General features: G+C 73.4%; 12 protein-coding genes and 1 pseudogene. 5 read left to right on the top strand and 8 right to left on the bottom strand.

The window, feature by feature from the left end; translation table 11 throughout:
• Positions 1–5: 5 nt before the first annotated feature.
• Positions 6–3,122, bottom strand: a complete 3,117-nt coding sequence (locus WMF33_RS05840) for a tetratricopeptide repeat protein (protein ID WP_437336211.1) — start codon at positions 3,120–3,122, stop codon at positions 6–8.
• Positions 3,123–3,314: 192 nt separating this feature from the next.
• Between WMF33_RS05840 and WMF33_RS05835 the strand changes: the two genes are divergently transcribed.
• The gene (locus WMF33_RS05835) at positions 3,315–8,939 is read left to right on the top strand and encodes an AAA family ATPase (RefSeq protein WP_437336210.1); all 5,625 of its coding nucleotides are present in this window, start codon (positions 3,315–3,317) and stop codon (positions 8,937–8,939) included.
• Positions 8,940–8,968: 29 nt separating this feature from the next.
• Here the strand turns inward: WMF33_RS05835 and WMF33_RS05830 are convergent, their stop codons facing one another.
• Together WMF33_RS05830 and WMF33_RS05825 are read right to left on the bottom strand one after the other, a co-directional pair.
• Positions 8,969–10,075: a response regulator gene (locus tag WMF33_RS05830; protein WP_437336209.1), complete on the bottom strand. Its 1,107-nt coding sequence runs from the start codon at positions 10,073–10,075 to the stop codon at positions 8,969–8,971.
• Positions 10,076–10,282: 207 nt separating this feature from the next.
• Complete coding sequence (locus WMF33_RS05825) at positions 10,283–10,963, bottom strand: DMT family transporter (protein ID WP_437336208.1); 681 nt, start codon at positions 10,961–10,963, stop codon at positions 10,283–10,285.
• A gap of 30 nt (positions 10,964–10,993) precedes the next feature.
• On the opposite strand from WMF33_RS05825, the pseudogene malQ reads away from it, so the two are divergent.
• Positions 10,994–11,950 (top strand): annotated as a pseudogene (gene malQ, locus WMF33_RS05820) (4-alpha-glucanotransferase); the annotation flags it as partial.
• A 569-nt stretch (positions 11,951–12,519) separates the two neighbouring features.
• Here the strand turns inward: malQ and WMF33_RS05815 are convergent.
• Positions 12,520–13,173, bottom strand: a complete 654-nt coding sequence (locus WMF33_RS05815; RefSeq protein WP_437336207.1) for a TetR/AcrR family transcriptional regulator — start codon at positions 13,171–13,173, stop codon at positions 12,520–12,522.
• A gap of 58 nt (positions 13,174–13,231) precedes the next feature.
• Here WMF33_RS05815 and WMF33_RS05810 point away from each other — a divergent pair, with 58 nt between their 5' ends.
• Positions 13,232–14,569: a serine hydrolase domain-containing protein gene (locus WMF33_RS05810; protein WP_437336206.1), complete on the top strand. Its 1,338-nt coding sequence runs from the start codon at positions 13,232–13,234 to the stop codon at positions 14,567–14,569.
• A 57-nt stretch (positions 14,570–14,626) separates the two neighbouring features.
• On the opposite strand, the gene WMF33_RS05805 is transcribed toward WMF33_RS05810, so the two are convergent.
• Both WMF33_RS05805 and WMF33_RS05800 read right to left on the bottom strand, forming a co-directional pair.
• The gene (locus tag WMF33_RS05805) at positions 14,627–15,403 is read right to left on the bottom strand and encodes an MXAN_6577-like cysteine-rich protein (protein ID WP_437336205.1); all 777 of its coding nucleotides are present in this window, start codon (positions 15,401–15,403) and stop codon (positions 14,627–14,629) included.
• Positions 15,404–15,946: 543 nt separating this feature from the next.
• Positions 15,947–17,563 (bottom strand): spherulation-specific family 4 protein, encoded by a 1,617-nt coding sequence (locus WMF33_RS05800; protein WP_437336204.1) that lies wholly within the window; start codon positions 17,561–17,563, stop codon positions 15,947–15,949.
• A 261-nt stretch (positions 17,564–17,824) separates the two neighbouring features.
• On the opposite strand from WMF33_RS05800, the gene WMF33_RS05795 reads away from it, so the two are divergent.
• A complete protein-coding gene (locus tag WMF33_RS05795) occupies positions 17,825–18,727 on the top strand; it encodes a right-handed parallel beta-helix repeat-containing protein (RefSeq protein WP_437336203.1) in 903 nt (300 codons plus the stop codon).
• A gap of 75 nt (positions 18,728–18,802) precedes the next feature.
• Here WMF33_RS05795 and trmB read toward each other — a convergent pair whose 3' ends face one another.
• Positions 18,803–19,516 carry a tRNA (guanine(46)-N(7))-methyltransferase TrmB gene (gene trmB / locus WMF33_RS05790; RefSeq protein ID WP_437336202.1) on the bottom strand — a complete coding sequence of 238 codons (714 nt, stop codon included), beginning with the start codon at positions 19,514–19,516 and terminating at the stop codon, positions 18,803–18,805.
• A gap of 89 nt (positions 19,517–19,605) precedes the next feature.
• Between trmB and WMF33_RS05785 the strand changes: the two genes are divergently transcribed.
• Entirely contained in the window at positions 19,606–21,927 is a 2,322-nt protein-coding gene (locus tag WMF33_RS05785; protein WP_437336201.1) for a hypothetical protein, read from the top strand.
• Positions 21,928–22,068: 141 nt separating this feature from the next.
• Here WMF33_RS05785 and WMF33_RS05780 read toward each other — a convergent pair whose 3' ends face one another.
• A complete protein-coding gene (locus WMF33_RS05780; protein ID WP_437336200.1) occupies positions 22,069–22,506 on the bottom strand; it encodes a hypothetical protein in 438 nt (145 codons plus the stop codon).
• Positions 22,507–22,748: the final 242 nt, after the last annotated feature.

The raw sequence follows: 22,748 nt of genomic DNA, 5'->3' as shown, positions 1-22,748 counted from the left end.
AGCGTTCAGGCGCCCGTCTTCCCGGACGCCGGCTCACGCTCGACGGCGGCGGCTTGCTGCTGCACCGCCACCGCGCCGGCAGGACGGCCACTTAACCGGTTTAGTTTTGCGAGCTCGGAGAGCAACCTTGCCTCTTCGATCCGGTTGCCGGTCTGTCCCGCGATCTCGAGCGCCTGCGCATAGAGGGTTCGGGCGGCGTCGAGCCGACCTTGGACGGCGTGTGCCATCCCGAGGCTCGCGAGCGTGTCCCCCTCGGTCGCCGGGCTGCCCGCCTCGCGCGCGGCGCGCAGCCCCTCTTCCCAGTACGCGCGCGCGCCATCCGGCTGCTGCATCGCCCAGCACGCGCGGCCGAGGCCGAGCAAGCCGAGCGCCTCCGACGCGCGATCGCCGAGCTTCTGCGCCTCATTGACCGCCTGGCGGTGCTCCTGCTGCGCCTCATGATACCGCCCCATCCGCTCGAGCACATCGCGCGCGAACTCGCAACGGACGGCGACGCTTTCGCGCGTCGGGCCCGGTGAGAGCTTGAAGTAGACGCGGTAGAAGCACGTCGCGTCCTCGTGGGCGTAGCGCGCGGCCGCCCTGCGCGCGCCCGCGAGGAAGTAGCGGCGCGCGTCGTCCACCTTGCCCGCGCGACGACAGTGGTGGCCGAGCGCCACGAGCTGGCCCTCGAGGTCGTCGCCGTGGACGCTCTCGATCGCCTCGGCAGCGAGCCGGTGGAGCTCCTGGAGCCGCGGGCGGGACTGCGAATCGTAGGCCGCGTCGCGCAGGAGCGTGCTGCTGAACTGAAAACGGCGCTCGCCCTTCGCCGACCAGATGCACTCCGCCTCGCCGATGCGCAGGTGCTCCTCCATCACCGACGCATCGGCGAGCATCAGCGCGAGCACGCGCAGGTCGAACTCGCGGCCGATCACCGCCGCGGCGGCGACGGTTTGCTTCACCTTCGCGTCGAGCCGCTCGATCCGCGAGGTGAGCAGCCTGCTCACGCTCCTCGCCGCCGTGAACGTGGTCGAGAGGGAGAGGGTCATGGAGGCGGAGCTCGAGCCCGATCCGTGTCCGTCGCGCCCGTCCTCGACCCAGTGGGCGAGGAACTCCTGCGCGAAGAACGGGTTGCCGCCCGCCCTGTCGCAGAGGGTCGTCGCGAGGATGTCCGGCATCGGGCCGCCGAACAGGGGGAGCGCGAGCGCGAGGAGCTGCTCGCGCGACAGCGGCTTCATCTCGATCGCCCGCACGGAGATGTCTGGGTCGAGCGGGATGCGCACCGGGCTGCCGTCCTCCTTGCCCCGCGCCGTGCAGAGGATCGCGAGGGGCAGCTCCTTGCATACCTGCGCGATCACCCGCACCGCCTCGCGCGAGCCCGCGTCGGCCCAGTGGGCGTCCTCGAGGTGGAGGATCACTGGCTGGAGCGACGCCTCGGCCATGAAAAGACAGCACAGCACCGAGAGCGTGCTCGTGTACCTGTGCTTCGGCTGCAGCCGCTCGTAGGGCGAGTCGTCCCAGCGGACACCGATGAGCGCCGCGAGGACGGAGCGCGCACGTTCGAGCTCCCGCTTCAGCGAGCGCTGGCTCGCTGGCAGCCGCTCGAGGAGGGATTCGAGCGCGTCGTCGAAGCTCGTGAGCCTCTCTTCCTTGCCGAGCTCGGAGGGCGCCCGAAAGTGCTCCTTCAGCGCGAATTCGAGCGCGTTCAGCGAGCCGCGGAGCGTCGGATCGCAGCGCGCGTCGCGCCACAGGAAGGGCCGATCGTGCCGGCGCTCCTCGCACCGGTCGCGGAAGCGCTGAACGAGGTAGCTCTTGCCCATCCCCGCCTCGCCGTCGATGTAGATGATCCCGGCGGGCTTGCCCTCGAAGATCGGCTCGACATGGCGCGACAGGAGCTCGAGCTCGGCTTCGCGACCGAGGAGGCCGAGCTTGTAGAACTCCTTATGAACCGAGATGCGCCGCCGCTGGAGCGAGTAGACGAGGACCGGCAGGTCGAGGCCCTCGAACCGGAAGAGGTTCTCCGTCCTCCACTGATAGCCCGCCTCGCTGACGGAGAAGACCTGCGCGTCGACCCAGACCGCCGACCAGGGGGCCTTCTCGGCGAGGCGCGCGGCGAGCCTCGTCGCGCGGCCGAGGCACGCGAGCTCGCGCCGCCCCGCGCCGCCGCTCAAGCCCACGTACCCGACGCCGCGGGCGATGCCCGCGCGGAGGCGCATCTGCCGCAGGCCGCGCTTCTTCAGCTCGAGCGCGAAGTCGAGCGCGCGATCGTTGTCGTTCCCGAGGGTGATCGGCGCGCCGAAGTGGATGAGCGCGAAGACGCCGAGATCGCCCGCCTCGACGCCGGTGAAGGTGCCGCCGTGGAGGTCCGAGAGCTCGTGCAGCAGGCGCGTGAGCTCCGCGACGCCCGGGATCTGCTCGAACGAGAGAGAGACGCTCGTGACCTCGCGGAGCTCCCCCTCCGAGGGCACGCCGGCGACGCCGCTCGCCACGAACGCGGCGCCATCGCCGGCGGGCGGGCACCTCGGGACCTCGGGCAGCTCGCGCACCGGCGCGTCGCCGACCTTGTAGACTTTCCGCCCGTGGCGCCCGGCTCTCCCGGGCCGAAGTCGCTCGTACAGGGCGCGACCGATGAGGAGATCCGCCTTCTGCGCCTGTCGCTCGAACGCGGCGCACTCGGACAGCGCCTGTCCACGAAAGTGGTAGTAAGCCCGCGCCGGGGAGATGCGCACGATCCCCCATTCGACCGCTCCCCACGCGATCCCCATCCGGAACGAGAGCGGGAAGCTGCCGAACGGCGTCTGTCGCGCCGGGCGCTCGGCGAAGAGGCGGCGCATCGAGAGCGCCGCGGCGAGCGCGTGCTCTGCGACGTCGCGCTCCGGCGCGTCCGGGAACAGCGCGGTGAACCCGTCGCCCGCGAGCCTCGCGATGAAGCCTCCGGCGCGATGCACCGCCTCGATCAGCGGGTCGAAGCAGGCCTGGAGAGCGCGCGCGAGCTCCTCCGCGCCCGCCCGCCCGTGCGGCATCAGCGCCTCGGCGATCTCGACGAGGCCGGCGAGTTCGATCCTCAGCGCCGCCCCCATGAAGCTCCCCTCCGCCCGACCGAGCGCGTCTTGCTGGAGGATGAAGTCGGGGACGAGCGGGTTCATTTCCTTGCTCCTCGGCCAGGCACGCCCTCTGGGCCCAACCCTCAATCCAGCGCTCCCGCGCCGCTGAGGCGAGCTGGACCTCGGATATCCACCCTACAGCAGCGCTCCGCCAGCCGTCCACGCTCGCCGCGGCGCGGCGCCGCAGGAAAGCGACACGCCGCGCAGGACTTCGGCGAAGATGAACCGATACCGATGGACTACCGGCTCGGGAGGGTGCTGTACACCGGCGTGGAGACGCGGGTCGTCGCAGGCGTCGACCTGACCAGCGGGGCCGACGTCGTGCTGAAGATCCCGCGCCACGAGGTGCCGGACGCCCGGGTCGTGGCGCGGCTCCGCGGCGAATACGCGCTGCTCCGCGAGCTCGGCCTGCCCGGGACCGCCCGCGCCCTCGACCTCGTGCCCTACGGCGCCGGGGTGGCCCTCGTGCTGGAGCGCTGGGGGGACTGCTCCCTCGACCTCGCTCTGGCCCACGGGCCCCTGCCGGTCGAGGCCGCGCTGCGCCTCGGCGCGTCGCTCGCGCGCCTGCTCGGGCAGCTGCACCGCCGGGGCGTCATCCACCGCGACGTCACGCCGCAGAACGTCCTCGTCGACGCCGAGCGCGCCCAGGTCCGGCTCATCGATTTCGGCCTGGCCGCGCGGCGGGCGGCGGCCGGCGACGCCGCCGAGGCGGACGGCGCGGTCGTCGGGACGCTCGCCTACGCGGCGCCCGAGCAGACCGGCCGCATGAAGCGCGCCCCCGACGCGCGCGCGGACCTCTACGCGCTGGGCTGCGCGCTCTACCAGATGCTCACGGGCAAGCTGCCCTTCGAGCAGACCGACGAGCTGTCGCTGATCCACGCGCACATCGCCCGGAGGCCGCCGCCGCCGCACGAGCGCGCGCCGGCGCTCCGGATCCCCGAGGCGGTCAGCGCCGTCGTGATGCGGCTCCTGGAGAAGAGCCCGGAGCAGCGCTACCAGACCGGCGACGGCGCGGCGCACGACCTCTCGCGCGCCCTCGAGGAGCTCCGCGCGACGGGCGCGATCCGGCCGTTCGCGCTCGGCGCGCGCGACTGGGAGGACCGCCTCCGCAGGCCGTCGCGGCTCGTCGGCCGGGAACGGGAGCAGCGCGCGCTCCGGGAGGCCCTCGCGCGCGCGCGCGGGGGCGAGACCGAGCTCATGCTGTTCTCCGGGCCGTCCGGCGTCGGCAAATCGGCGCTCGCCGGCGCGCTGCGCGAGGAGGCGCGCCTCGCCGGCGGCCTGTTCGCGCCCGGCAAGTTCGACGCTCTCCAGCGCGGCGCCCCCTGCGCGGCGCTCGCGCAGGCCTTCCGCGCCATCGCCCGCCGCAGGCTCTCGGACAGCGCCGAGGCGCTCGAGGGGTGGGCCGCGACCTGCCGCGCCGCGCTCGGCGAGAGCGCGCGCGTCCTCGTCGACATGGCGCCGGAGCTCGCGCGCATCCTCGGCGAGCCCCCGCCGCTCCTCGAGGTGAGCCCGGCCGACGCGAAGCACCGCTTCCAGCGCGCCGTGCAGCGCTTCGTCCGGGCGACGGCGAGCGCCGAGCCCCCGCTCGTGCTGTTCATCGACGACCTCCAGTGGGCCGACGCGCCGTCGCTCGCCCTGCTCGAGGCGATCGCGACCGACCCGGAGATGAAGCACCTCCTCCTGCTCGGCGCCTGCCGCGACGGCGAGGAGGGCGAGGCGCCCCCGCTGCGCGCGCTGCTCGAGGCGATCCGGGCGAGCGGGCGGCGCGCCGAGGTGCACGCGCTCGGGCCCCTCGACGGCGAGGCGCTCGCCGGGATGGTGCTCGACATGCTGCCGGGCGCCGGCGACGAGGCGCAGGCCCTCTGCGCGATCGTGCGGGCGAAGACCGACGGCAGCCCGTTGTTCGTCGAGCAGTTCGTGCGGGCGCTGCACGAGCAGGGGCTGCTCTCCCGCGACCTCGCCACGGGCCGGTGGCGGTGGGAGGCGGAGCGCATCGAGCGGGCCCCGGTCACCGACAACGTCGTGGCGCTCTTGACGGCGAAGATGGGGCGCCTGCCCGAGGAGCTCCGGCGGACGCTGGCCGCGGGGGCGTGCGTGGGGGCGGGCTTCGAGGCCGCCCTGGTGAGCGCCGCCGCGGGGCTCCCGGCCGCGGCGCTGCGGAGGGGGGCCGAGGCGCTGCTCCACGAGGGGCTGCTGGTGGCCGCGGGGGAGGGCGAGGGCGAGGCGTACGCGTTCGCGCACGACCGGGTGCAGCAGGCCGCGTACGAGCTGCTCGGGGACGGCGAGCGCCTCGACCTCCACCTCGCGCTCGCGCGCGAGCTCGATCGGCGCTGGTCCGACGGCGGCGGGGACGCCGAGCTGTTCGCCCTCGTCGACCACTACCTCCGGGCCGCGGAGCGCCTGAGCGCGCCGGCCGAGCGGCGCCGGGTGGCCGACCGCTGCCTCGCCGGCGGGCTGCGGGCGAAGGCGGCCTCGGCCTACGCCGAGGCGGCGCGGTTCCTGCGGGCGGGCCGCGAGCTGCTGGGCGGAGGCGTGGCGCCGGCCGGGGAAGGCGCCGCGCCGGCCGGGGAAGGCGCCGCGCTGGCCGCCGCGGGCGGCGCCCCGGCCGCCGACGGCGGCGCCCACGATCTCCACTTCGAGATCCTGCTCGCGCTCGCGGAGACCGAGTGGCTCGCCGGGCAGCCCGAGGTGGGCGAGCGGCTGTTCGCGGCGTGCCGGGAGCGCGCCAGGGACGCCGTCGCGCGCGGCCGCGTGGCGCTCGCGCAGGTGCCGCTGCTCACCGTCGCCGGGCGCTACCCCGAGGGCCTCGGCGTCGGGCTCGCCGCGCTCGCGGAGCTCGGCTGGTCGTTCCCGCGCGAGCCCGAGGCGCTGGCCGCGTTCTTCGCCGCCCAGGCCGCGCGCATCGCCCCGCTGATCGCGGCGATGAGCCCGGCGTCGTTCCGCGCCCTGCCCCGCTGCGCCGATCCGGTCGCCCGCGTGGCCGGCGAGCTGATCGGCGCCTCCATCACCGCGGCGGCGCTCAGCGAGCCGCCGCTCGCGGCGAGCCTGATCTTCGCGATGCCGGAGATCGCCCTGCTGCACGGGCTGTATCCGCGCGCGGCCTACGGGCTGAGCATGAGCGCCGTCGTGTTCACCGGCGTGCTCCAGGAGCTGCCCCTGGGGGCCCGGTGCGTCGAGCTCGTGTACGCCGCGGAATCGGCGCAAGGCCTGCTCCTCGCCGGCGCCCTCCACACGGGCAGCATCGCCGCCCAGTGCGTGCACCCGGACCTCGCCGCCGTCCACGAGCGCTGGCGCGACGTGCCCGAGCTCGGCGCCCGCGAGGGGGCCATCACCCACAGCGAGGTCGGCCAGGTCATCCTCCCCGCCGCGCGGATGGCCGCGGGGGCGCGGCTGTCGAGCTGTCCGATCCCCGCGAGGCCCTGGAGGGACCTCATCGCCGGCCAGAGCGCCCCGGCGTGCCGCGCCGTCCACGACCTGCTCGCCGAGGCGGGCGAGGCGGACGTTGCCGAGGCGATCCGCCGCATCGCCGCGCTCCCCGCCGGCTCGCCGATGCTGCGGGTCATCGTGCTCGGCGCCGCCGCGTTCGCCGCCGCGCACCTCGGCGAGGATCGCGAGGCGCTGCGGCTCGCCGCGGAGGCGAGCGCCGAGTGGACGGCCGGCTGGTGCAACCCGCCGGCCCTCTGGGCCCTCGAGATCGTCACGATCCTCGGCGCCGCGCTGCCGCCCGCCGCGGCCCCGGACGCCGCCGACGAGGACCGCGGCGCCCGCGCCGCCTTCGCCGCCCAGCGCGCGCGGCTCGCCCGGCTCTCGGCGTTCAACCCGGCGACCTTCCGCCACGCCCTCCTGCTCACCGAGGCGCGCGAGGCGCAGGCCGCGGGGCGGCACGAGGACGCCGAGCGCCTCTACGACGAGGCCATCGAGCACGCCCACCGGCGGGGCTTCGTCAGCGGCGAGGCCCTCGGCCTGCGCCTCGCGGGCGAGCACCTGCTCGGCCGCGGCCGCGCCCGGATGGCGCGCGCCTACCTCCGCGACGCGCACGGCGCCTACCTGCGCTGGGAGGCCGCCGGCGCCGCGGCGGTCCTGCGCCGCCGGCACCCCGAGGTCTTCCCGGCGGCCGAGGCGGCCCGCGACGAGCCGGCGGGCGCCGCGGCGCCCCCGGCCGGGGCGCCCGCCGCGACGACCGCGGCGGGCGCGGGCCCGGCCAGCAGCCGGATCGACGTGGTCTCGCTGCTCAAGGCCGCCCAGGCCCTGGCCAGCGACCGGGACCCGGGGTCGCTCATCGCGCGCATGATGCGGCTCCTCGCCGAGAACGCTGGCGCCGAGCGCGCCGTGCTGGTGCTCTCGCGCGGCGAGCGCCTCGTCGTCCGCGCGGAGCTCACCGTCGATCCCGAGCGGATCACGCTCCACCCCGACGAGCCGGCCCTGAGCTCGGCGCTCCTGCCCGAAAAGGTCGTGCGCTACGTGGCCCGCAGCCGCGAGCCGCTCGTGCTCGGGCGCGACGGCGGCGACGGGCGCTTCGACGACGACCCGTACCTCGAGCGCCGCGGCCCCGCCTCGCTGCTGCTCGTGCCGCTGCTCCACCAGGGCCGGCTGCTCGGCGTGATGGTGCTGGAGCACGCCGGCGTCTCGGGCGCCTTCCCCGAGGCGCGCGTCCAGGTGGTCTCGCTCCTGGCCGCGCAGGCGGCGACCGCCGTCGAGAACGCCGCCCTCTACAGCGAGCTCTCGAGCTCGCACCACCGCCTGGAGCAGCTCGTCGAGGAGCGCACCGCCGAGCTCAAGGCGGCCAAGGAGGCGGCCGACGCGGCGAGCCGCGCCAAGAGCGATTTCCTCGCGAGTATGAGCCACGAGCTGCGCACGCCGCTCAACGGCATCCTGGGCTACGCGCAGATCCTGGGGCGCCTGGACGGGCTGTCGCCCCGGCACCTGCGCGCCGTGCAGATCATCCAGTCCTCCGGCGAGCACCTGCTCACGCTGATCAACGACGTGCTCGATCTCGCCAAGATCGAGGCCGGCAAGCTGACCATGATCCCCGACGAGGTGCATTTCCCCTCGTTCGTGCAGGCGGTGCTCGGCATCTGCCAGGTGCGCGCCGAGGCCAAGGGCCTGACGTTCCTGTTCGAGCAGGAGGGCGCCGCGCTCGGGACCGTGATCACCGACCAGAAGCGGCTCATGCAGGTCTTGCTCAACCTGCTCGGCAACGCCATCAAGTTCACCGAGAGCGGCCGCGTGGTGCTGCGCGTGACGGCGGGCGAGGCCCCTCCGGGCTCGGGCGCGGGCGCCGCGCGGCCGGTGCGCTTCCGCGTGGAGGACACGGGCCCCGGCATCGCGCCCGAGCACCTCGAGCGGATCTTCGAGCCGTTCGAGCAGGTGCCGACCGAGGGCGCGCCGGTCGAGGGGACGGGCCTCGGGCTCGCGATCGCGCGGCGGATCGTGGAGCAGATGGGCGGCGCGCTCCGGGTCGAGAGCCAGCCCGGGCAGGGCAGCATCTTCGAGTTCGAGGTGCCGCTCGTCGACGCGAGCGCCGCGCCGGCCGCCGCCGCGCCCGCGCCGGAGCGCTGGGCGCGGGCGATCGGCGACGAGGGGCCTGGCCGCGCCGCGGTCGAGGCGCCGGGGCGCGCGCTGCCGCCGGCGGAGACGCTCGCCGGGCTGCTCGACCTGGTGAACCGAGGCCGGCTGAGCGGGCTGCTCCTGGAGATCGAGCGGCTCGAGCGCGAGGACGCGCGCCTCCGCCCGTTCCTCGACGAGCTGCACGGCCTGGCCAAGGGCTTTCAGGTCAACCGGCTGCGCGAGCTCCTCCGCGCCGCCGCCGGCCTCGCCCCGGCGGCGGCGCCGTCCGAGAGCGGCGCCGCGCCCCGGTGAGCGTCACCCGCGCGCCGGACGCCGCCGTGTCACTCGCGCGCCGCGGGCGCCGACGCGCGGCGCGACGGCGCGCGCGTCATACTCATCGCGTAGGCGATGCCGTCCTGGAGCGTGCTCTGCGTCACCATCCCCGTCATCTCGGCGCCGAGCGCCACCAGCTCCCGGGCGACCTCCGGGCGGATGCCGGTGATCACGACGCGCGCGCCGAGCAGGCGCACCGCTCGGGCCGCCCGCACCAGCGCCTCGGACACGCGCGCGTCGACGCGCGACACGCCGGTGATGTCGAGGATCATCACCGCCGCCCTGCGCGCGCTCACCCCCAGCGTCGCCGCGTCGACCATGCCTTGCGCGCGCTCCTCGTCGACCACGCCGATGAGGGGCATGACCAGGATCTGGTCGTTGATCGGGATGATGGGCGTCGACAGCTCGGCCAGCCTCGCCGCCTGCGCCCCGATGATCTGCGCCTGGAGCGCCGAGCGGGCCTCCTCGAGCGACGCCCGCTCGGCGAGCTCGCGCTCCAGCCGCTCGTTCGCGCGCTGCAGCTCGCGGGTGCGCCGCTCCACCGTCTCCTCGAGCGACTCCTTGGCGCGCTCGAGCTCCGCCACCGCGCGGGCGAGCGCCTGCGTCCGCTCCTCCACCCGGCGCTCGAGATCGTCCGTCAGCCGGGCGAGGTCCGCCTGCGCGGCGGCGCGCACCTCGATCTCGTTCTCGAGCTCGGCGTTCTTCCTGGCCAGCGCGGTCAGGGCGCGCCGGAGCGACAGCTGCGTCCTCACGCGCGCGAGGAGCTCGTCGCGCTCGAACGGCTTGGTCACGTAGTCGACCGCGCCGAGGCGGAACCCACGCAGCTTGTCCGCGATCTCGGCGTGGGCGGTCGTGAAGATGACGGGGATATCGGCGGTCGCCGGGCTCGACTTCAGCCGCTCGCAGACCTCGAAGCCCGTCATGCCCGGCATGGTGACGTCGAGCAGGATGAGGTCGGGAGTCTCGTACTCCAGGCGCTCGAGCACCATGGGACCGTCGGTCGCGACGCTGACCTCGATCCCCGCGGACTCCAGCGTGCTTGAGAGCACCTCGAGGTTCACGAGAACGTCGTCCGCGATGAGCACGAGCCCTGGCGACGGCTGCTCAGCCCGCATGCCTCACCTCCCCTGAGCGCCTGCGCAGGAACGCTCGCGTCCCCCCCGGCGTGAGTGCGTTATCCGATCAGCCTCGTCGCTGACCTCGGCCGCATCGTCACGTACCCGGTTTCGGCTGTCAAGCGCCTTACATCGCGGGCCTCATCGGCCGCAGTCTCGCCCTCGCGACGAGGGCGTGAGTCGCGCGCGACATGGGTGCTCGGCGGCTCATGCCTTGATGGATCCGCTGCGGGCCGGCTGACGGCGCGGGGCCCCGCCATTTGCGGCCAGGAGCGGGAGGCCGGTCGACCGGGCGAGCGCGTCGCCGTCGGGGGGCGGCGCCGCGGCGCCGGCGGGCGGGCTGGGCGCGGTGGCCACGATCGTCACCCCGGCGAGGAGCACGAATCCCGCGGCCGCGGTGCGCGCCGACACGGCCTCGCCGAGCTGGATCCACGCGAGCAGCGCGGCCAGGGGCGGCCGGAGGAAGACGTAAATGGCCACCAGCGTCGGCGAGGCGCGGCGGAGCACCCAGGCGTTCACCGCGTAGGCCATGACCGTCGGCACGAGGACGCAGAAGGCGACGAGGAGGGCCGCCGGCAAGGACCACGAGGGCGCCTCGCGGACGACGGCGACGCCGCCGATCGGCGCGAACATCAGTGAGCCCCAGCCGAACACCCAGGCCATGACCGTGACCGTCCCGAGGCGCTGGAGGGCCGATTTCGCGTAGATGACGTAAATGGCGGTCGAGAGGGCGTGGACGAGCGCGAATGCGTCGCCGAGCCGCGGGACGGCGAAGCCGGTGAGCATGGCGGCCCCGAAGAGCGCGACCGCGGTGCCGGCGCCGGCGCGGCGGGAGAGCGGCTCGCGGCCGGTGAGGGCGGCGATGGCGGCGGTGAAGACCGGGATCATCGCGATGAGGAGGGTGGCGGGGCGGCCCAGCGCGCGCTCGCGGAGCCGATCGCTCTACACAAGTATGCCCAGTTCGAGGTCGCGCGGCAGTGGGCGAGCCTGAAGCGCTACGCGAACGAGCGTCGCGTGTCGATCTTCGGAGATATCCCCATCTACGTGGCGCACGACAGCGCGGACGTATGGAGCCGGCCCGAGTGCTTTCAGCTCGATCCCGGAACGCTCGAGCCCGCATACCAGGCGGGGGCGCCGCCGGACGGATTCTCCTCCCAGACGGGGCAGAGCTGGGGGAACCCCGTTTATGATTGGGAGCGACTGGAGCAGGATAGCTACGCGTTCTGGGTCGAGCGGCTGAGGCAGTGCCTCACGCAGTTCGATCACATCCGGATCGACCATTTCCGTGGGTTTGAGGCGTTCTGGGTGATCCCGCCCGAGCGAGCGCCCAGGGATGGTCACTGGATGCAGGGCCCGGGCTCCGACTTCTTCTCCTCGATCCGGCGACAGCTCGGCCGCCTGCCGCTCGCGGCGGAAGATCTCGGGCTCATCACGCCGGCCGTGCACGCGCTGCGGAAGGAGCTCGCTATCCCGGGGATGTTCGTGCTTCAGTACGCGTTCGATGGCCCTGACAATCCCTACCTGCCGTACAAGTGCACGTCAGATTACGTGATGTACACGGGTACCCACGATACCGATACCACGGTGGGGTGGTATCGCGCGCTGCCGGAGAGGAGCCGGCGCGCCGTCGATGCGTACCTGGGCGCGATGGGACCTCACGGCGTGCACTGGGATCTCATCCGGCTGGCGTGGGCGTCGACCGCGGCGTGGGCGCTCACGCCGGTGCAGGACGTGCTGGGCCTCGGGACGAAGGCGCGGATGAACGTGCCGGGGGTGCACGTCCGGTCAAACTGGAGCTTTCGGCTCGGGGAAGGAGCGCTGACCGAGGCGCACGGCGAGCACCTCGCCGAGGTGACGCGGACCTACGGCCGCTGACGGGCGCGCGACGAGCTCGACGCCCCTGGGGCCGGGGTCGTTTTTCGTGTTTACGTCAAAAGTCACCTCGTCCTCTATTCCGACTTGCGCACAAGCCCTCGGCGTTCAGGTGTACACTTGCGACCATGACCTTCCCCTCTATGTTGTACTCGAGTGCCGGCAACAGGCGTTCTCGACGCTGGAAGCACGGCGTTCCGTGGGCGCCTGCTGCCGCACGCACGACATGCAACGGAGGGGGGTTCATGAAAACTCGTTGGATTATGTCGATCGTGATGCTGTCATCCGCCGCATGGATGAGCAGCGCCAGCCGCGCGGCGCAGGGAGATGAGCCAACGGTGAACAGTCCGGCAGTCAGCGAGGCTCCGCCGAACTACGCACCAGCACAAGACGTGATCGATGATTCGCCGGTTGAAGCGCCGGACCAGCATTGTACGCTGGACGGTTGTATCCGCGTTCATGGCCCCTGTCGTTGCAGCAACACCGGATGGGCCGGGTATTGTGGCTACGGCCCGCACCACCCGGGGTGCCTGTACTGCCGCTGCGACTGACAGGGGCCGCGATCGACGGGTTCATGCCGCGCCGGCGCGGGCCGCGGGCGCCGCGCCCCGCCGCCGCCGCGGCCACGCCCGGAGGGCGGCCTGCGCGACGCGCTCCAGCTCTTCCCTCGAGGCGCCGTCGCGCGCCTGCACCGACATGCCCTGGATCACCGCGCCGTAATACTTGGCGAGCGCCGCCGCGTCGGTGTCGGCAGGGAGGTCGCCGTCCGCGATCCCCTGCTCGATGCGCCGGCGGAGCGCGGCCTCGCTCGCCGCCCGGCGCTCGCGCAGCGCGGCCTCGACCTCGGCGGACCCCGGCGTGCAGTTGGCGGCCCCGTGGACCATGAGGCACCCGAGCGGATGATCCGGCGCGCTCGAGAACACCGCGAACTCCAAGAGCACGCGCGCCACCGCGGCGCGGGCGGTCGGCTCCTCGGACAGCGCTCGCGGGACGCTCGCCCCGTACATCTCGGCATACAGCGCCACCGCCTCGAGGAACAGCTCCTTCTTGCTGCCGAACGCCGCATACAGGCTCGGCGGCGTGATCTTCATCGCGGCCGTCAGCTCGGCGAGCGACGTCGCGTCGTACCCGTGCCGCCAGAACACGCGCAGCGCAGCCTCGAGGGCGACACCGCGATCGAAGGCGCGCGGCCGGCCGCGCGCCGCCCGGGGGGACGCGTTCTTCATAGCGATCACTATAGAATGCCTTGACGGGCGGGCTCCTCCAATTTACATAGCATTCACTATGAAATTCTTCCGTTCATCGGGTGTCGTGCTCGCCTCGGGCCTGTTGCTCTCGCTGCTGCCTGCCGCGCTGGCAGGGTGCGCGAGCCCGGCGCCGCCGGCCGCGGCCTCGGCGCCGGCCGCTGCCTCGGCGCCGGCCGCTGCCTCGGCGCCGGCCGCTCCTTCGGCGCCGCCGGCCGTGGCGGCCGCTCCTCGGGGCGATGAGGCGCTTCAACGCCGGCTCGACGAGGTGGTCGAGGCGGCCACGGCCCAGGGGCGGATCGTGGGCGCGGTCGTCGTCGTCGCGCGCGACGGCCAGGTCGTCTACCGGCGCGCCGCCGGCTTCGCCGATCGGGAGGCGCAGCGGCCGGTGCGCGAAGACACGGTGTTTCGCCTCGCGTCGATGACCAAGCCGATCGTGTCGGCGGCGGCCCTCGCGCTCGTGGACGCGGGCACGCTCGGGCTCGACGATCCGGTGACGAAATGGCTCCCTTCGTTCGCGCCGCGGCTCGCGGACGGCCGGGCCGCGACGATCACGGTGCGCCACCTGCTCACCCACACCGCGGGCCTCAATTACACCTTCATGGAGGCCCCGGACGGGCCTTATCACCGCGCGCGCGTGTCCGACGGGCTCGATCAGCCCGGCCTCTCCCTCGAGGAGAACCTCGCGCGGATCGCCAAGGCGCCGCTCCTCTTCGAGCCTGGCAAGGCGTGGCACTACTCGCTGGCCACCGACGTGCTCGGGGGCGTCGTGGCCAAGGCGGGCGGCGCGCCCCTCCCGGACGTGGTGCGCCGGCTCGTGACCGGGCCGCTCGGGATGGACGCCGCGTTCACGGTCGCCGACCCGGGCCGGCTCGCGGTCCCGTACGGCGACGCGGGCGCGCGCCCGGCGCGGATGGCCGATCCGCAGGTCGTGCCGTTCGGGCCGGCCAAGATCACGTATTCGCCGTCCCGGATCCTCGATCCGCGCTCGTATCCGTCGGGCGGCGCCGGCATGGTCGGCACGGCGGACGACTACCTCAAGTTCCTCGAGGCGCTGCGCACCGGCGGGGGGAAGATCCTGCGGCCGGCGACGGTCCAGGCCATGACCTCGAACCAGACCGGTGAGCTCGAGGTGCAGCAGCCGGGCGGGAAATGGGGGTTCGGCTTCGGGTTCGCGGTCCTGAAGGCGCCGGAGCCGGGCACGATGCCGTCCGCCGCCGGCACGTGGCAGTGGGGCGGCGCCTACGGCAGCAACTTCTGGGTCGACCCGAGCGCCAAGCTCACGGTGATCGTCTTGACCAACACGGCCCTTGCCGGCATGGCGGGCGAGTTCCCGGACGCCGTGCGGCGCGCGGTCTACGGCCAGGCGCAGCCGTGACACGGAGGCGCGCGCCGCTGCCGAGCGGCGCGGCCCCCGGCGGGGTGTACCGGCCCGCTACCGGCAAATACCCGTGACGCACATCTGTCCATCGGGACAGACGGTGCCGCAGGCTCCGCAGTTGCCCTCATCGTTGCTCAGGTTCACGCAGCGGCTGCCGCAGTACGCCAGCCCCGCATTGCAGGTGCACTCGCCGGCGGTGCAGAAGGAGCCGCCGCCGCACGCGTTGCCGCACGCCCCGCAATTGAACTGATCGAGGTTCGTGTTGGTGCAGAGCGGATCGCAGTAGGTCTGCCCCGTCAGCGGGCAAGTGCAGGCGCCGGCCTGGCAGGTCGAGCCTCCCGCGCACGTGGTGCCGCAGGCCCCACAGTTCGCGTTGTCCGATTGCGTATCGACGCACACGGGATCGCAGAACGTCTCGGTCGGGGCGCACGGCGATTCGCTCTCGCCGCCCTGTCCACCCGCGCCGCCGAGGCCACCTTGCCCCCCGGCGCCGCCGACGGCGCCCTCACCGCTCCCTCCTTGGCCTCCTGCGCCGCCGGCGCCGCCCTCACCGGCCCCGCCTTGGCCCCCCGAGCCGCCGGTGCCGCCAGCGCCGCCCTCGCCGCTCCCTCCTTGCCCTCCCGCGCCGCCCAGGCCCCCGGTGCCCCCCTGAACGTCTCCACCGCTCCCGGCGTCCCCTCCAGCGGCGCCGCTCGTGCTCGTGGCGGCGTCTGACGTGGTGCTCGTCGCTTGGCTGCTCTCGCCGCCGCCGCACCCGACCACCGGCACCGAACAGGCGACCACGCCCGCCATCCAACCCAGGATCCACATGCGTACGCGCGCACGATGCATCTCGTCCTCCAATGTAAGTGGAGCAATGCTCAAGATCTGTTCTGTCCTGGGGAGTCACCACGACTCCCACGCATCGCTGTTGCGGCAGGCCGCGCGCGCGGCTCAGCTTTTCTCATCTCCCGACCAGAGAAGCGACGACATCTGTCGGGAGAGCCACAGGGCACCCAGGCCGAGGCCCTCCGCTCGAGCCATCGAGTAGCCCCCGTAACATATGCAACGGTGTTTCCGCAGGAGAGATGAGCCAGGATACGGGCGGACCGGTTCATCCGTGCTCGCGGCGAAGAGGTGCTGTACCCCAGCTTGCGACATCACGTCGGAACCGGTCCACGACAGGAGTCGGCGGCGTACATGCAGCGAGGTGCGCCGCTCCGAGCGCAGGCTTGGCTTCCTCGCGCGATTCGGCAGCACCTGGATCGCTGACGTGCGGGCGCTGGCGAGACCAGAGAGCGAGCGGCCTCCGCCGCGCAGGCGGCGGTCCCCGCCCCGTGGTAATTCAGGAGCAGCCGCGGGGAGCTCCCGCAGACGGGGAGCGACGTCGAGGGCTCAGCAGCCCGTGCTCTGCGAGACCGTGAGCGTCGCGCTGTAGGCGTCGGGCGAGCCGGCCTGGAACACCACCACCTGCGTGGTCGCCGCCCCGACGAGCGCGCTGACCGGCACCTCCCAGACGTAGACGTCGTCCGTCGTGGAGACCAGCGGCGAGACGCCGCTCACCTGGACCCACGCCCAGCCCGGGCCGACGTACCGGTACAGCGCGCCGTTCTCGATCATGTGATCGACGCCGGCGGGCTGCCCCGGAGGGAGGTGATAGCCGGTGGTCGTGTCGTTGTCGCTGTCGATGAACACGCGGTGATGGGTGAACGGATCCACGTACGCGGCCTCGTAGCGCGCGACCGAGGCGCTCAGGCACGACGACGGGCTCAGGATCGACGTCGCGGCCGCCGCGGGCGTGGTCACGGTCAGCGGGTCGCTGAGGTCGCTCACGTTGCCCGCCGCGTCCCAGGCCTTGACCTGAAATCCGTAGCTCGTGGACGGCAAGAGGCCGGTCACCGTCATGCGGTTGTCGTAGGTCGTCCCGATCGACACACCGTCCTTGAACACCTCGTAGCCCGCGGTCGCGACGTTGTCCCAGGGGTTGTTCCACGTCAGGGTCGCGCGCGCCGTCGAGGTGCCCGACACGGCCGCCGCGCCGAGGCCGTCCGGCGGATCCGGCACGAGGGTGTCGTCGACGCCGGCCGCCTCGACAAGCTCGGCGTCCCAGTAGGCCGGGAGGGTGTCCCAGGGATGGCCGAGCGCAGCCCCGTTCGCGTCGAGGACGAGCTGGTCGTCGGTGACGTACACGAAGCCGGCGTTCTGCTGCTTGCTGCGCGCGACGACCGCGGCCATCGCCGCCGCGTCCGGCACGTCGTAGACGAGGTGCCAGAACTTCTCGGGATTCGCGCTCTCGAGCTGCCACGGCGCGGTCGGAAAGACGTCGTCGTCCATGTAGTTGGCGTAGCTGCCCTCGAACGTGACGATCGTATCAGCGATGTCCTCGTAACACGACTCCACCGGCATGCCGGGATTGAGGATGACGTACGCCCCGGGGTAGTTGTCGCTGATGTAGTCGCTGACGGCCGCGTACAGGTCCACGTAGAGGTCGGGATCGGCCGCGGTGCCGCACTGCGCGGTGACCTGGTCGAGGAAGATGCCGTCGACGCCGTACGCGCCGTAAAGCGCAAACCAGTCGTCGATGTCCTGCTGGATCTGCGCTGTCCAGTCGGCCACCGAGCTGCCCCCGCCCCCGGGGCCGTCCGGCCTGGTGGCGTGCGGCGCCGCCGGCGGGAAGCCGAAGCCGTAGTAGCCGGTGTCGACGTACACGATGGCGAGGGAGCCCGCGTCGTGGATCTTCGCGATCGCGTCGGCCCACGCCTCGTCGAACGGCGCCTCTGGCTTCGAGGCGCTGCCGTTGACGACGACGATGTCGCTCGTCGGGACGTTCTGCGCGAGCCGCGCGAACATCTCGGCCCCGCCGGCGGTGTCCGGCCCCCAGTACGCCGGGATCGCCGTGCGCTGGTGGGCCGCCTCGTTCGGCGCGGCCGCCGCGGGCGCCGACGCCAGCAGCGCTGCTCCGGCGAGCGCGGCAGCCGCCGCGCCCGGGGGGTTCCTGTGCTTCCAGGTCATCTCGGCCTCTTCAAGCAAGAAAGTCGACAATGGATGATGCCGGAGCCCCCGAGCCATGCCGGGGAGGCCTCCAGACATCGAGCCTCCGGCAGCGTACCGGCAAACGCTGCTCGGTCAAGCGACGATGGCGAGGCAGATCCCTCGCGGGGGCAGTCGCGAGCGGCGGAGCTCGCGTTTTCACCGAGAAAGTGAGCGCCGGCGGGGCTCTTTGAAGTAGTGCAAAGACCCGCGCCCCGCCCTGGGCTGTAGTACGCTCGGTCGATGCGGATCTCGTTCGGCGGTGTCCTCGTCGTGCTGTCCTCGATCGCGTGCTCCTCGAGCACGGGAGCGCCCGGCGGCGCGGACGGCGCCGGGGGTGGCGCGACGGCGAGCGCGGGCGCGTCCGGCGGCGGTGCGCTCCTCCCTGGCTGCCTCACCCCGGCCCCGAGCGAGTGGCCGACGGCGGAGACGACCGGCGTCCCGCCGGGCACGCCGCCGCTCACGCCGATCGCCGACACGACGCACACCGAGCGCGAGGGCCAGGTGTTCGATGCGGTCGAGCTCTTGGGCCGGCTCTATGTGGACCACCCGAACGTGACCATCCGGAGATCGCGCCTGGTGGGCGACGAGCATTATGCGGTCTACACGACGATCGAGGACGCGCATCTGACCATCGAGGACTGCGACGTCACCGGCGGCCTGCTGCTCACCGATCACAGCGTCGCGCGGCGCAACCACCTGCACGCCGGCGATGGCAAGGGCCGAGACGACGGCTTCATCTTCGGCGCCAGCCATGTCGTGCTCGAGCACAACCTCATCGACGGGCTGCTCGGCGGCGCGGGATCGCATATCGACGGCATCCAGGTCATGGCCGGACAGGACATCGTGATATGCCACAACTGGATCGATCCCTCGGCGCCGCCGGTCGACGACGGCGGCGTGAACGCCGCGCTCTTCTTCGGCCCCGACGACGGGCCCATCTCGGACGTGGTGGTGAGCCACAACCGGCTGCTCGGCGGCGGGAGCTGGTACACGCTCCGCCTCGACTGCGGCGGCACCATCGACGTGCGCGGCAACCGCTTCGATCGCGACGTGATGGGCACCCCGGTCCTGAACAACGGCGACCCGCCCACGACCTGGGAGGACAACGCGTTCGACGACGGCACGCCGATCCCGGCCCCGTGACGGGGGAAGGATGACGTGCCCTGTTCACCCGACCCGGCGCGAGGATCGCCCGCGACGACGGCTGCCGGAGAGGGCTTATCCGCCGCCCGCCGGCGCTCCGTCTCCGGCCCCCGCCCCGTCCCCGGCCCCCGCCCCGGCCCCCGCCCCGGCCTCGCGCGGCCGCCTGCGGTAGAGCAGCCGGCTCACCGGCAGCCCGTCGGCGATGGCGTGGTGCTCGCGGGGGCTCCTGGCGCCGTAGGGGTTCTCGCCGAGGTGCGGCGAGCCGGGCGCGTCGCCCGCCGGCTCGAACGCCGGGTGCGCGCCGATCTGCTCGGCGTACAGCGCGGCGCGCTCCTCCACGTCGGTCTGCACGAACAGCTCGCCGCCGTCCACGAGCAGGCGCGCGAGGCTGTCGAGCAGCGCCGGGCCCATCACCAGGCGCTTCTCGTGGCGCTTCTTCCACCACGGATCCGGGAAGTGCAGGAAGAACCGCGCGATCGACGCGTCCGGCCGCAGCCGTCCGAGCGCCTCGCGCGCGTCGGCGTTCAGCGCCCGCACGCGGCCGCCCAGGCCGCCTTTGCGCAGGCGCTCGTCGACGATGGCCGACCACTTGAGGCGGATCTCCAGCCCGAGCAGCCGCGACGCGGGGCTCGCCGCCGCGCGCTCGAACAGGAAGCCGCCGCGGCCGGGGCCGATCTCGATCTCGACGGGGCCCGTGCCCGGGAGCAGGTCGTCGATGGAAACGTCGTCCCCGTCGGGGAAGCGGGGCGCGTCGGCGTAGGGGTGGTTCGGGCGCGGCTGGAAGACCATGGAGCCCCGGCGCTCTACCAAATGCCGGCCACGCGCGCGCGGGAAATCGCGGCCCCGGGGCGGGGGCGCGGTGGTATTCGTCGGGCCCCATGGCGGCTCCCCAAGCGCCCTCCCCGCTGCGCGCCCTCGCCGCGCGCGCCCTCCCCTACGCGCCCGCGCTCGCCGCGAGCGGCGCGCTCGGGGCGCTGTGCATCCGGGCGGTCCTCGATCAGGCGGGGCGCCCGGCGCTGCCGCTCGACGACGCGTTCATCCACATGCAGTACGCCCGGCGGCTCGCGGAGGGCGGCTTCTTCAGCTTCGTCGCCGGCGAGGGGTACTCGACGGGCGCCACGAGCCTGCTCTGGCCGGTGCTGCTCGCCCCCTTCTACGCGCTCGGCCTGCGCGATCTCTCGCTGGTCTACGCGATCTGGGCGCTCGGGCTCGTGTTCCACGCCGCCCTCGCGGTCGAGACCGCGCGCCTCGCGCGCCCCCTGGCCGGCCCCGCCGCGGCCGCCGGCGCGGGCGCGATGTGCGCCGGGTTCGCGGCGTTCGCGTGGTTCGCGTGGAGCGGGATGGAGACGGTCGCGTTCGCGTGGATCCTCACCCGGACCGCCCGGCTGGCCGCCGGGCTCCTCGAACCGGCGAAGGCGGAGGCGGAGGCGGCCGAGGATGTCGGGGAGCCTGCGATGCCGGCCGGGTCCGGTGCGACGCTGGCCGGCTTCGCTGCGCCGCCGAGCGGCTCCGATGCGCCGCTGGCCGGCTCCGATGCGACGCCGACCGCCTCTGCCCTGCTGCCCTCCGCTTCCGCCGAGCGGCCCCCCGCCGCCGTCGCCCGCGCCCTCGCGCTCGCCGGCTTCACGGCGCCCCTGCTGCGCCCCGAAGGCGCGCTCACCTCCCTCATCGCCGCCCTCGCGCTCGCCGTCTGGGCGGCTCGCCCGGCGCCGCCATCGCCCCTCCCGGCGTCGCCGCCCCCGACGCCCTCCGCGCCGCCTCGCCGCGGCAGCGCCATCCCCCGCCTCCTCGACCGGCGCCTCCTCGTCCTCGCGCCGCTCCTCGGCCCGCTGGTCGTCCCGGCCTTGAACCAGCTGCTCGCGGGCCACCCGACCTCGTCGACGACCACGGTCAAGTGGCTGCTCGGCAACCCCAACTACGACGGACCGGCGCTCCGGGACGCCCTTCTCCAGAACATCCGGCTGCTCGTGACCGACGTCCTCGACGGCGGCCAGTGGACCGCCGTCTTCCTCCCCGAGGGCTCCGCCGTCGTCATCGCGCTCGGCGCCGTCGCGCTCGCCGTGGCCGCGCACCGGCGCGGCCGGCCCGCGCATGCCGCGATCGTGGCCGCGCTCGCGCTCGGCGCGCTGCTGCCGTGCACGTACCTGAGCTTCCTCTGGAACCGCGTGCGTTACGTCTGGCCGTTCGCCCCGGCGTGGCTCGTCATGGCCGCGTGCCTCGCGCGCGAGCTCGGCGACGCCGCCCAGCGGGTCCGGCGCTCGCTCCACTACGTGACGCCGCTCATCGCCGGCGCGTTCGCCGGCGCCCTGGCCGCGCGGCTCCCGTGGGCCATCCACGACCTCGCCAACTCCGCGCGCGCCATCGACCGGCAGCAGGTCTGGCTCGGCCGCTGGGCCGCGCAGCACCTGCCCGAGGACGCGCGGATCGGCGTCAACGACACCGGCGCGCTCGCCTACTTCAGCGGCCGGAGGACCTTCGACGTCGTCGGCCTGACGACCGAGGGCGAGGCGCGCTACTGGGTGGCCGGCGCGGGCTCCAGGTTCGAGCACTACGAGAAGCTGCCGCCGGAGCGCCGGCCGACGCACTTCATCGTCTACCCGCACTGGATGGCCTGCGCGCCGGTGCTCGGCCGCGAGCTCGTCGACGCCACGGTGGAGGATCAGGCGATCCTCGGCGGCACGACGATGATCGCGTACGAGGCGCGGTGGGACCTGCTCGGCTCGGGGGCGCTGCCGGTGCGGTCGGCGCCTGGCGAGCGGATCCTCGATGAGGTCGACGTGTCGGATCTCGAGTCGGAGGCGGCGCATGGGTATGCGCTGGAGCCGCTCGCCGACCAGCGCAACGTGGCGGTCGCGCTCGCGGCGCCGGAGAGCGACGCGCCCGGAGAGGTCGACAGGGCCCGCGCGGAGATCGCCGACGGGGGCCGGTACTACAGGGCGGCCGACCGGTTCGTCGTTCACGTCGCCGCGCCGCCGGCCGAGGCGCGCCTCGTGATGCGGGTGGCCTCGGACGACGGCGCCGAGCTCGCGATCTCCGTGGCCGGCGAGGAGGCCGGGACCGTGGAGGTGCCGGCCGGGACGTGGGTGGAGCGGGCGGTGGCCCTCCCCGCCGCGCGCCTCGCCGGGGCGACGCCGATTGCGATCACCCTGCGGCGCGGGGCCGGATTTCACGCCTTCCATTACTGGATCGTGGGGCGCTGACGCGCATGTCACGCGGAACGGTAGGTCGTGCCTTTCTCAGGCCTACGCCGGCTGCGCTTCACGATGAGCGGCCTCGGGTCACTTGGCCGTGGGGCCACGCAGGTGTCCTCTGACAGCATTTCGTTCTGCCGCGCGGGAACGTCACGGAGGCCGCCCGGTCGACTGGAGGGCGGCCACGAGGACCACCCAGAGCTTGCCCTTGAGCTCGGGTTCACCAGAGACCGTGGCGAGCGTGTGTGCGCACCCCACCAGCCAGTAGCCGGCATCGTCGTCGAATGGCGCCGGCTCATGCGATGCATTGTAGATGACCTTCGCAGCGTTCTCCGCGACGTGGAGGACGGCTTCATAGATCCTGTCGGACCGGTCGCGGGGAGCGTGCTTGAGGGTCAGCGCCCGAACGCCGCTGAAGGCCGCGTGCGCTTCGCGCCATCGGGAGCCGTCTTGGGCGATTGCGAGGACGCGACCGATGGCGGGCGGGACCGCCGGCAACAACTGGCAGCTCGTCGCCAGAAGCTCGGCTGCCAGCCGGACGCGACCTTGGTCGGACAGGGACTCGTAGATCGTCCAGCCGACTCGCATGGCGTCTCCCGAGTCCCATTGCGCTCTCACCACATCAATAGATATCGGATCCACCATTCGCGCCCCACCGGACCAGCATGCGCTCGATTCAGCTTGATTGAGGTTCAGTGCCAGACCAAAAAGCAAACGAGGACCATCCCGCCTCTCCACTCCCCTATGATTCCTGGCTCCAGTCGTTTCAGCAGCGCCGATTTGCCGAACAATAGCAGATCTGTGCGACGCGACAACGACTGCGCCGCTAC

Origin of the sequence: Sorangium sp. So ce394 (assembly GCF_051474665.1) — a bacterium.
GTDB lineage: Bacteria > Myxococcota_A > Polyangia > Polyangiales > Polyangiaceae > Sorangium > Sorangium cellulosum_D.
Note: the sequence above shows the minus strand (reverse complement) of the source record. Positions and strands in the feature narration are given on the sequence as shown.

Coding starts and splice junctions, on each gene's coding strand:
- WMF33_RS05840 (WP_437336211.1), bottom strand. CDS start 3,122: ATGAACCCGCTCGTCCCCGACTTCATCCTCCAGCAAGACGCGCTCGGT.
- WMF33_RS05835 (WP_437336210.1), top strand. CDS start 3,315: ATGGACTACCGGCTCGGGAGGGTGCTGTACACCGGCGTGGAGACGCGG.
- WMF33_RS05830 (WP_437336209.1), bottom strand. CDS start 10,075: ATGCGGGCTGAGCAGCCGTCGCCAGGGCTCGTGCTCATCGCGGACGAC.
- WMF33_RS05825 (WP_437336208.1), bottom strand. CDS start 10,963: ATGATCCCGGTCTTCACCGCCGCCATCGCCGCCCTCACCGGCCGCGAG.
- WMF33_RS05815 (WP_437336207.1), bottom strand. CDS start 13,173: ATGAAGAACGCGTCCCCCCGGGCGGCGCGCGGCCGGCCGCGCGCCTTC.
- WMF33_RS05810 (WP_437336206.1), top strand. CDS start 13,232: ATGAAATTCTTCCGTTCATCGGGTGTCGTGCTCGCCTCGGGCCTGTTG.
- WMF33_RS05805 (WP_437336205.1), bottom strand. CDS start 15,403: ATGCATCGTGCGCGCGTACGCATGTGGATCCTGGGTTGGATGGCGGGC.
- WMF33_RS05800 (WP_437336204.1), bottom strand. CDS start 17,563: ATGACCTGGAAGCACAGGAACCCCCCGGGCGCGGCGGCTGCCGCGCTC.
- WMF33_RS05795 (WP_437336203.1), top strand. CDS start 17,825: ATGCGGATCTCGTTCGGCGGTGTCCTCGTCGTGCTGTCCTCGATCGCG.
- trmB (WP_437336202.1), bottom strand. CDS start 19,516: ATGGTCTTCCAGCCGCGCCCGAACCACCCCTACGCCGACGCGCCCCGC.
- WMF33_RS05785 (WP_437336201.1), top strand. CDS start 19,606: ATGGCGGCTCCCCAAGCGCCCTCCCCGCTGCGCGCCCTCGCCGCGCGC.
- WMF33_RS05780 (WP_437336200.1), bottom strand. CDS start 22,506: ATGCGAGTCGGCTGGACGATCTACGAGTCCCTGTCCGACCAAGGTCGC.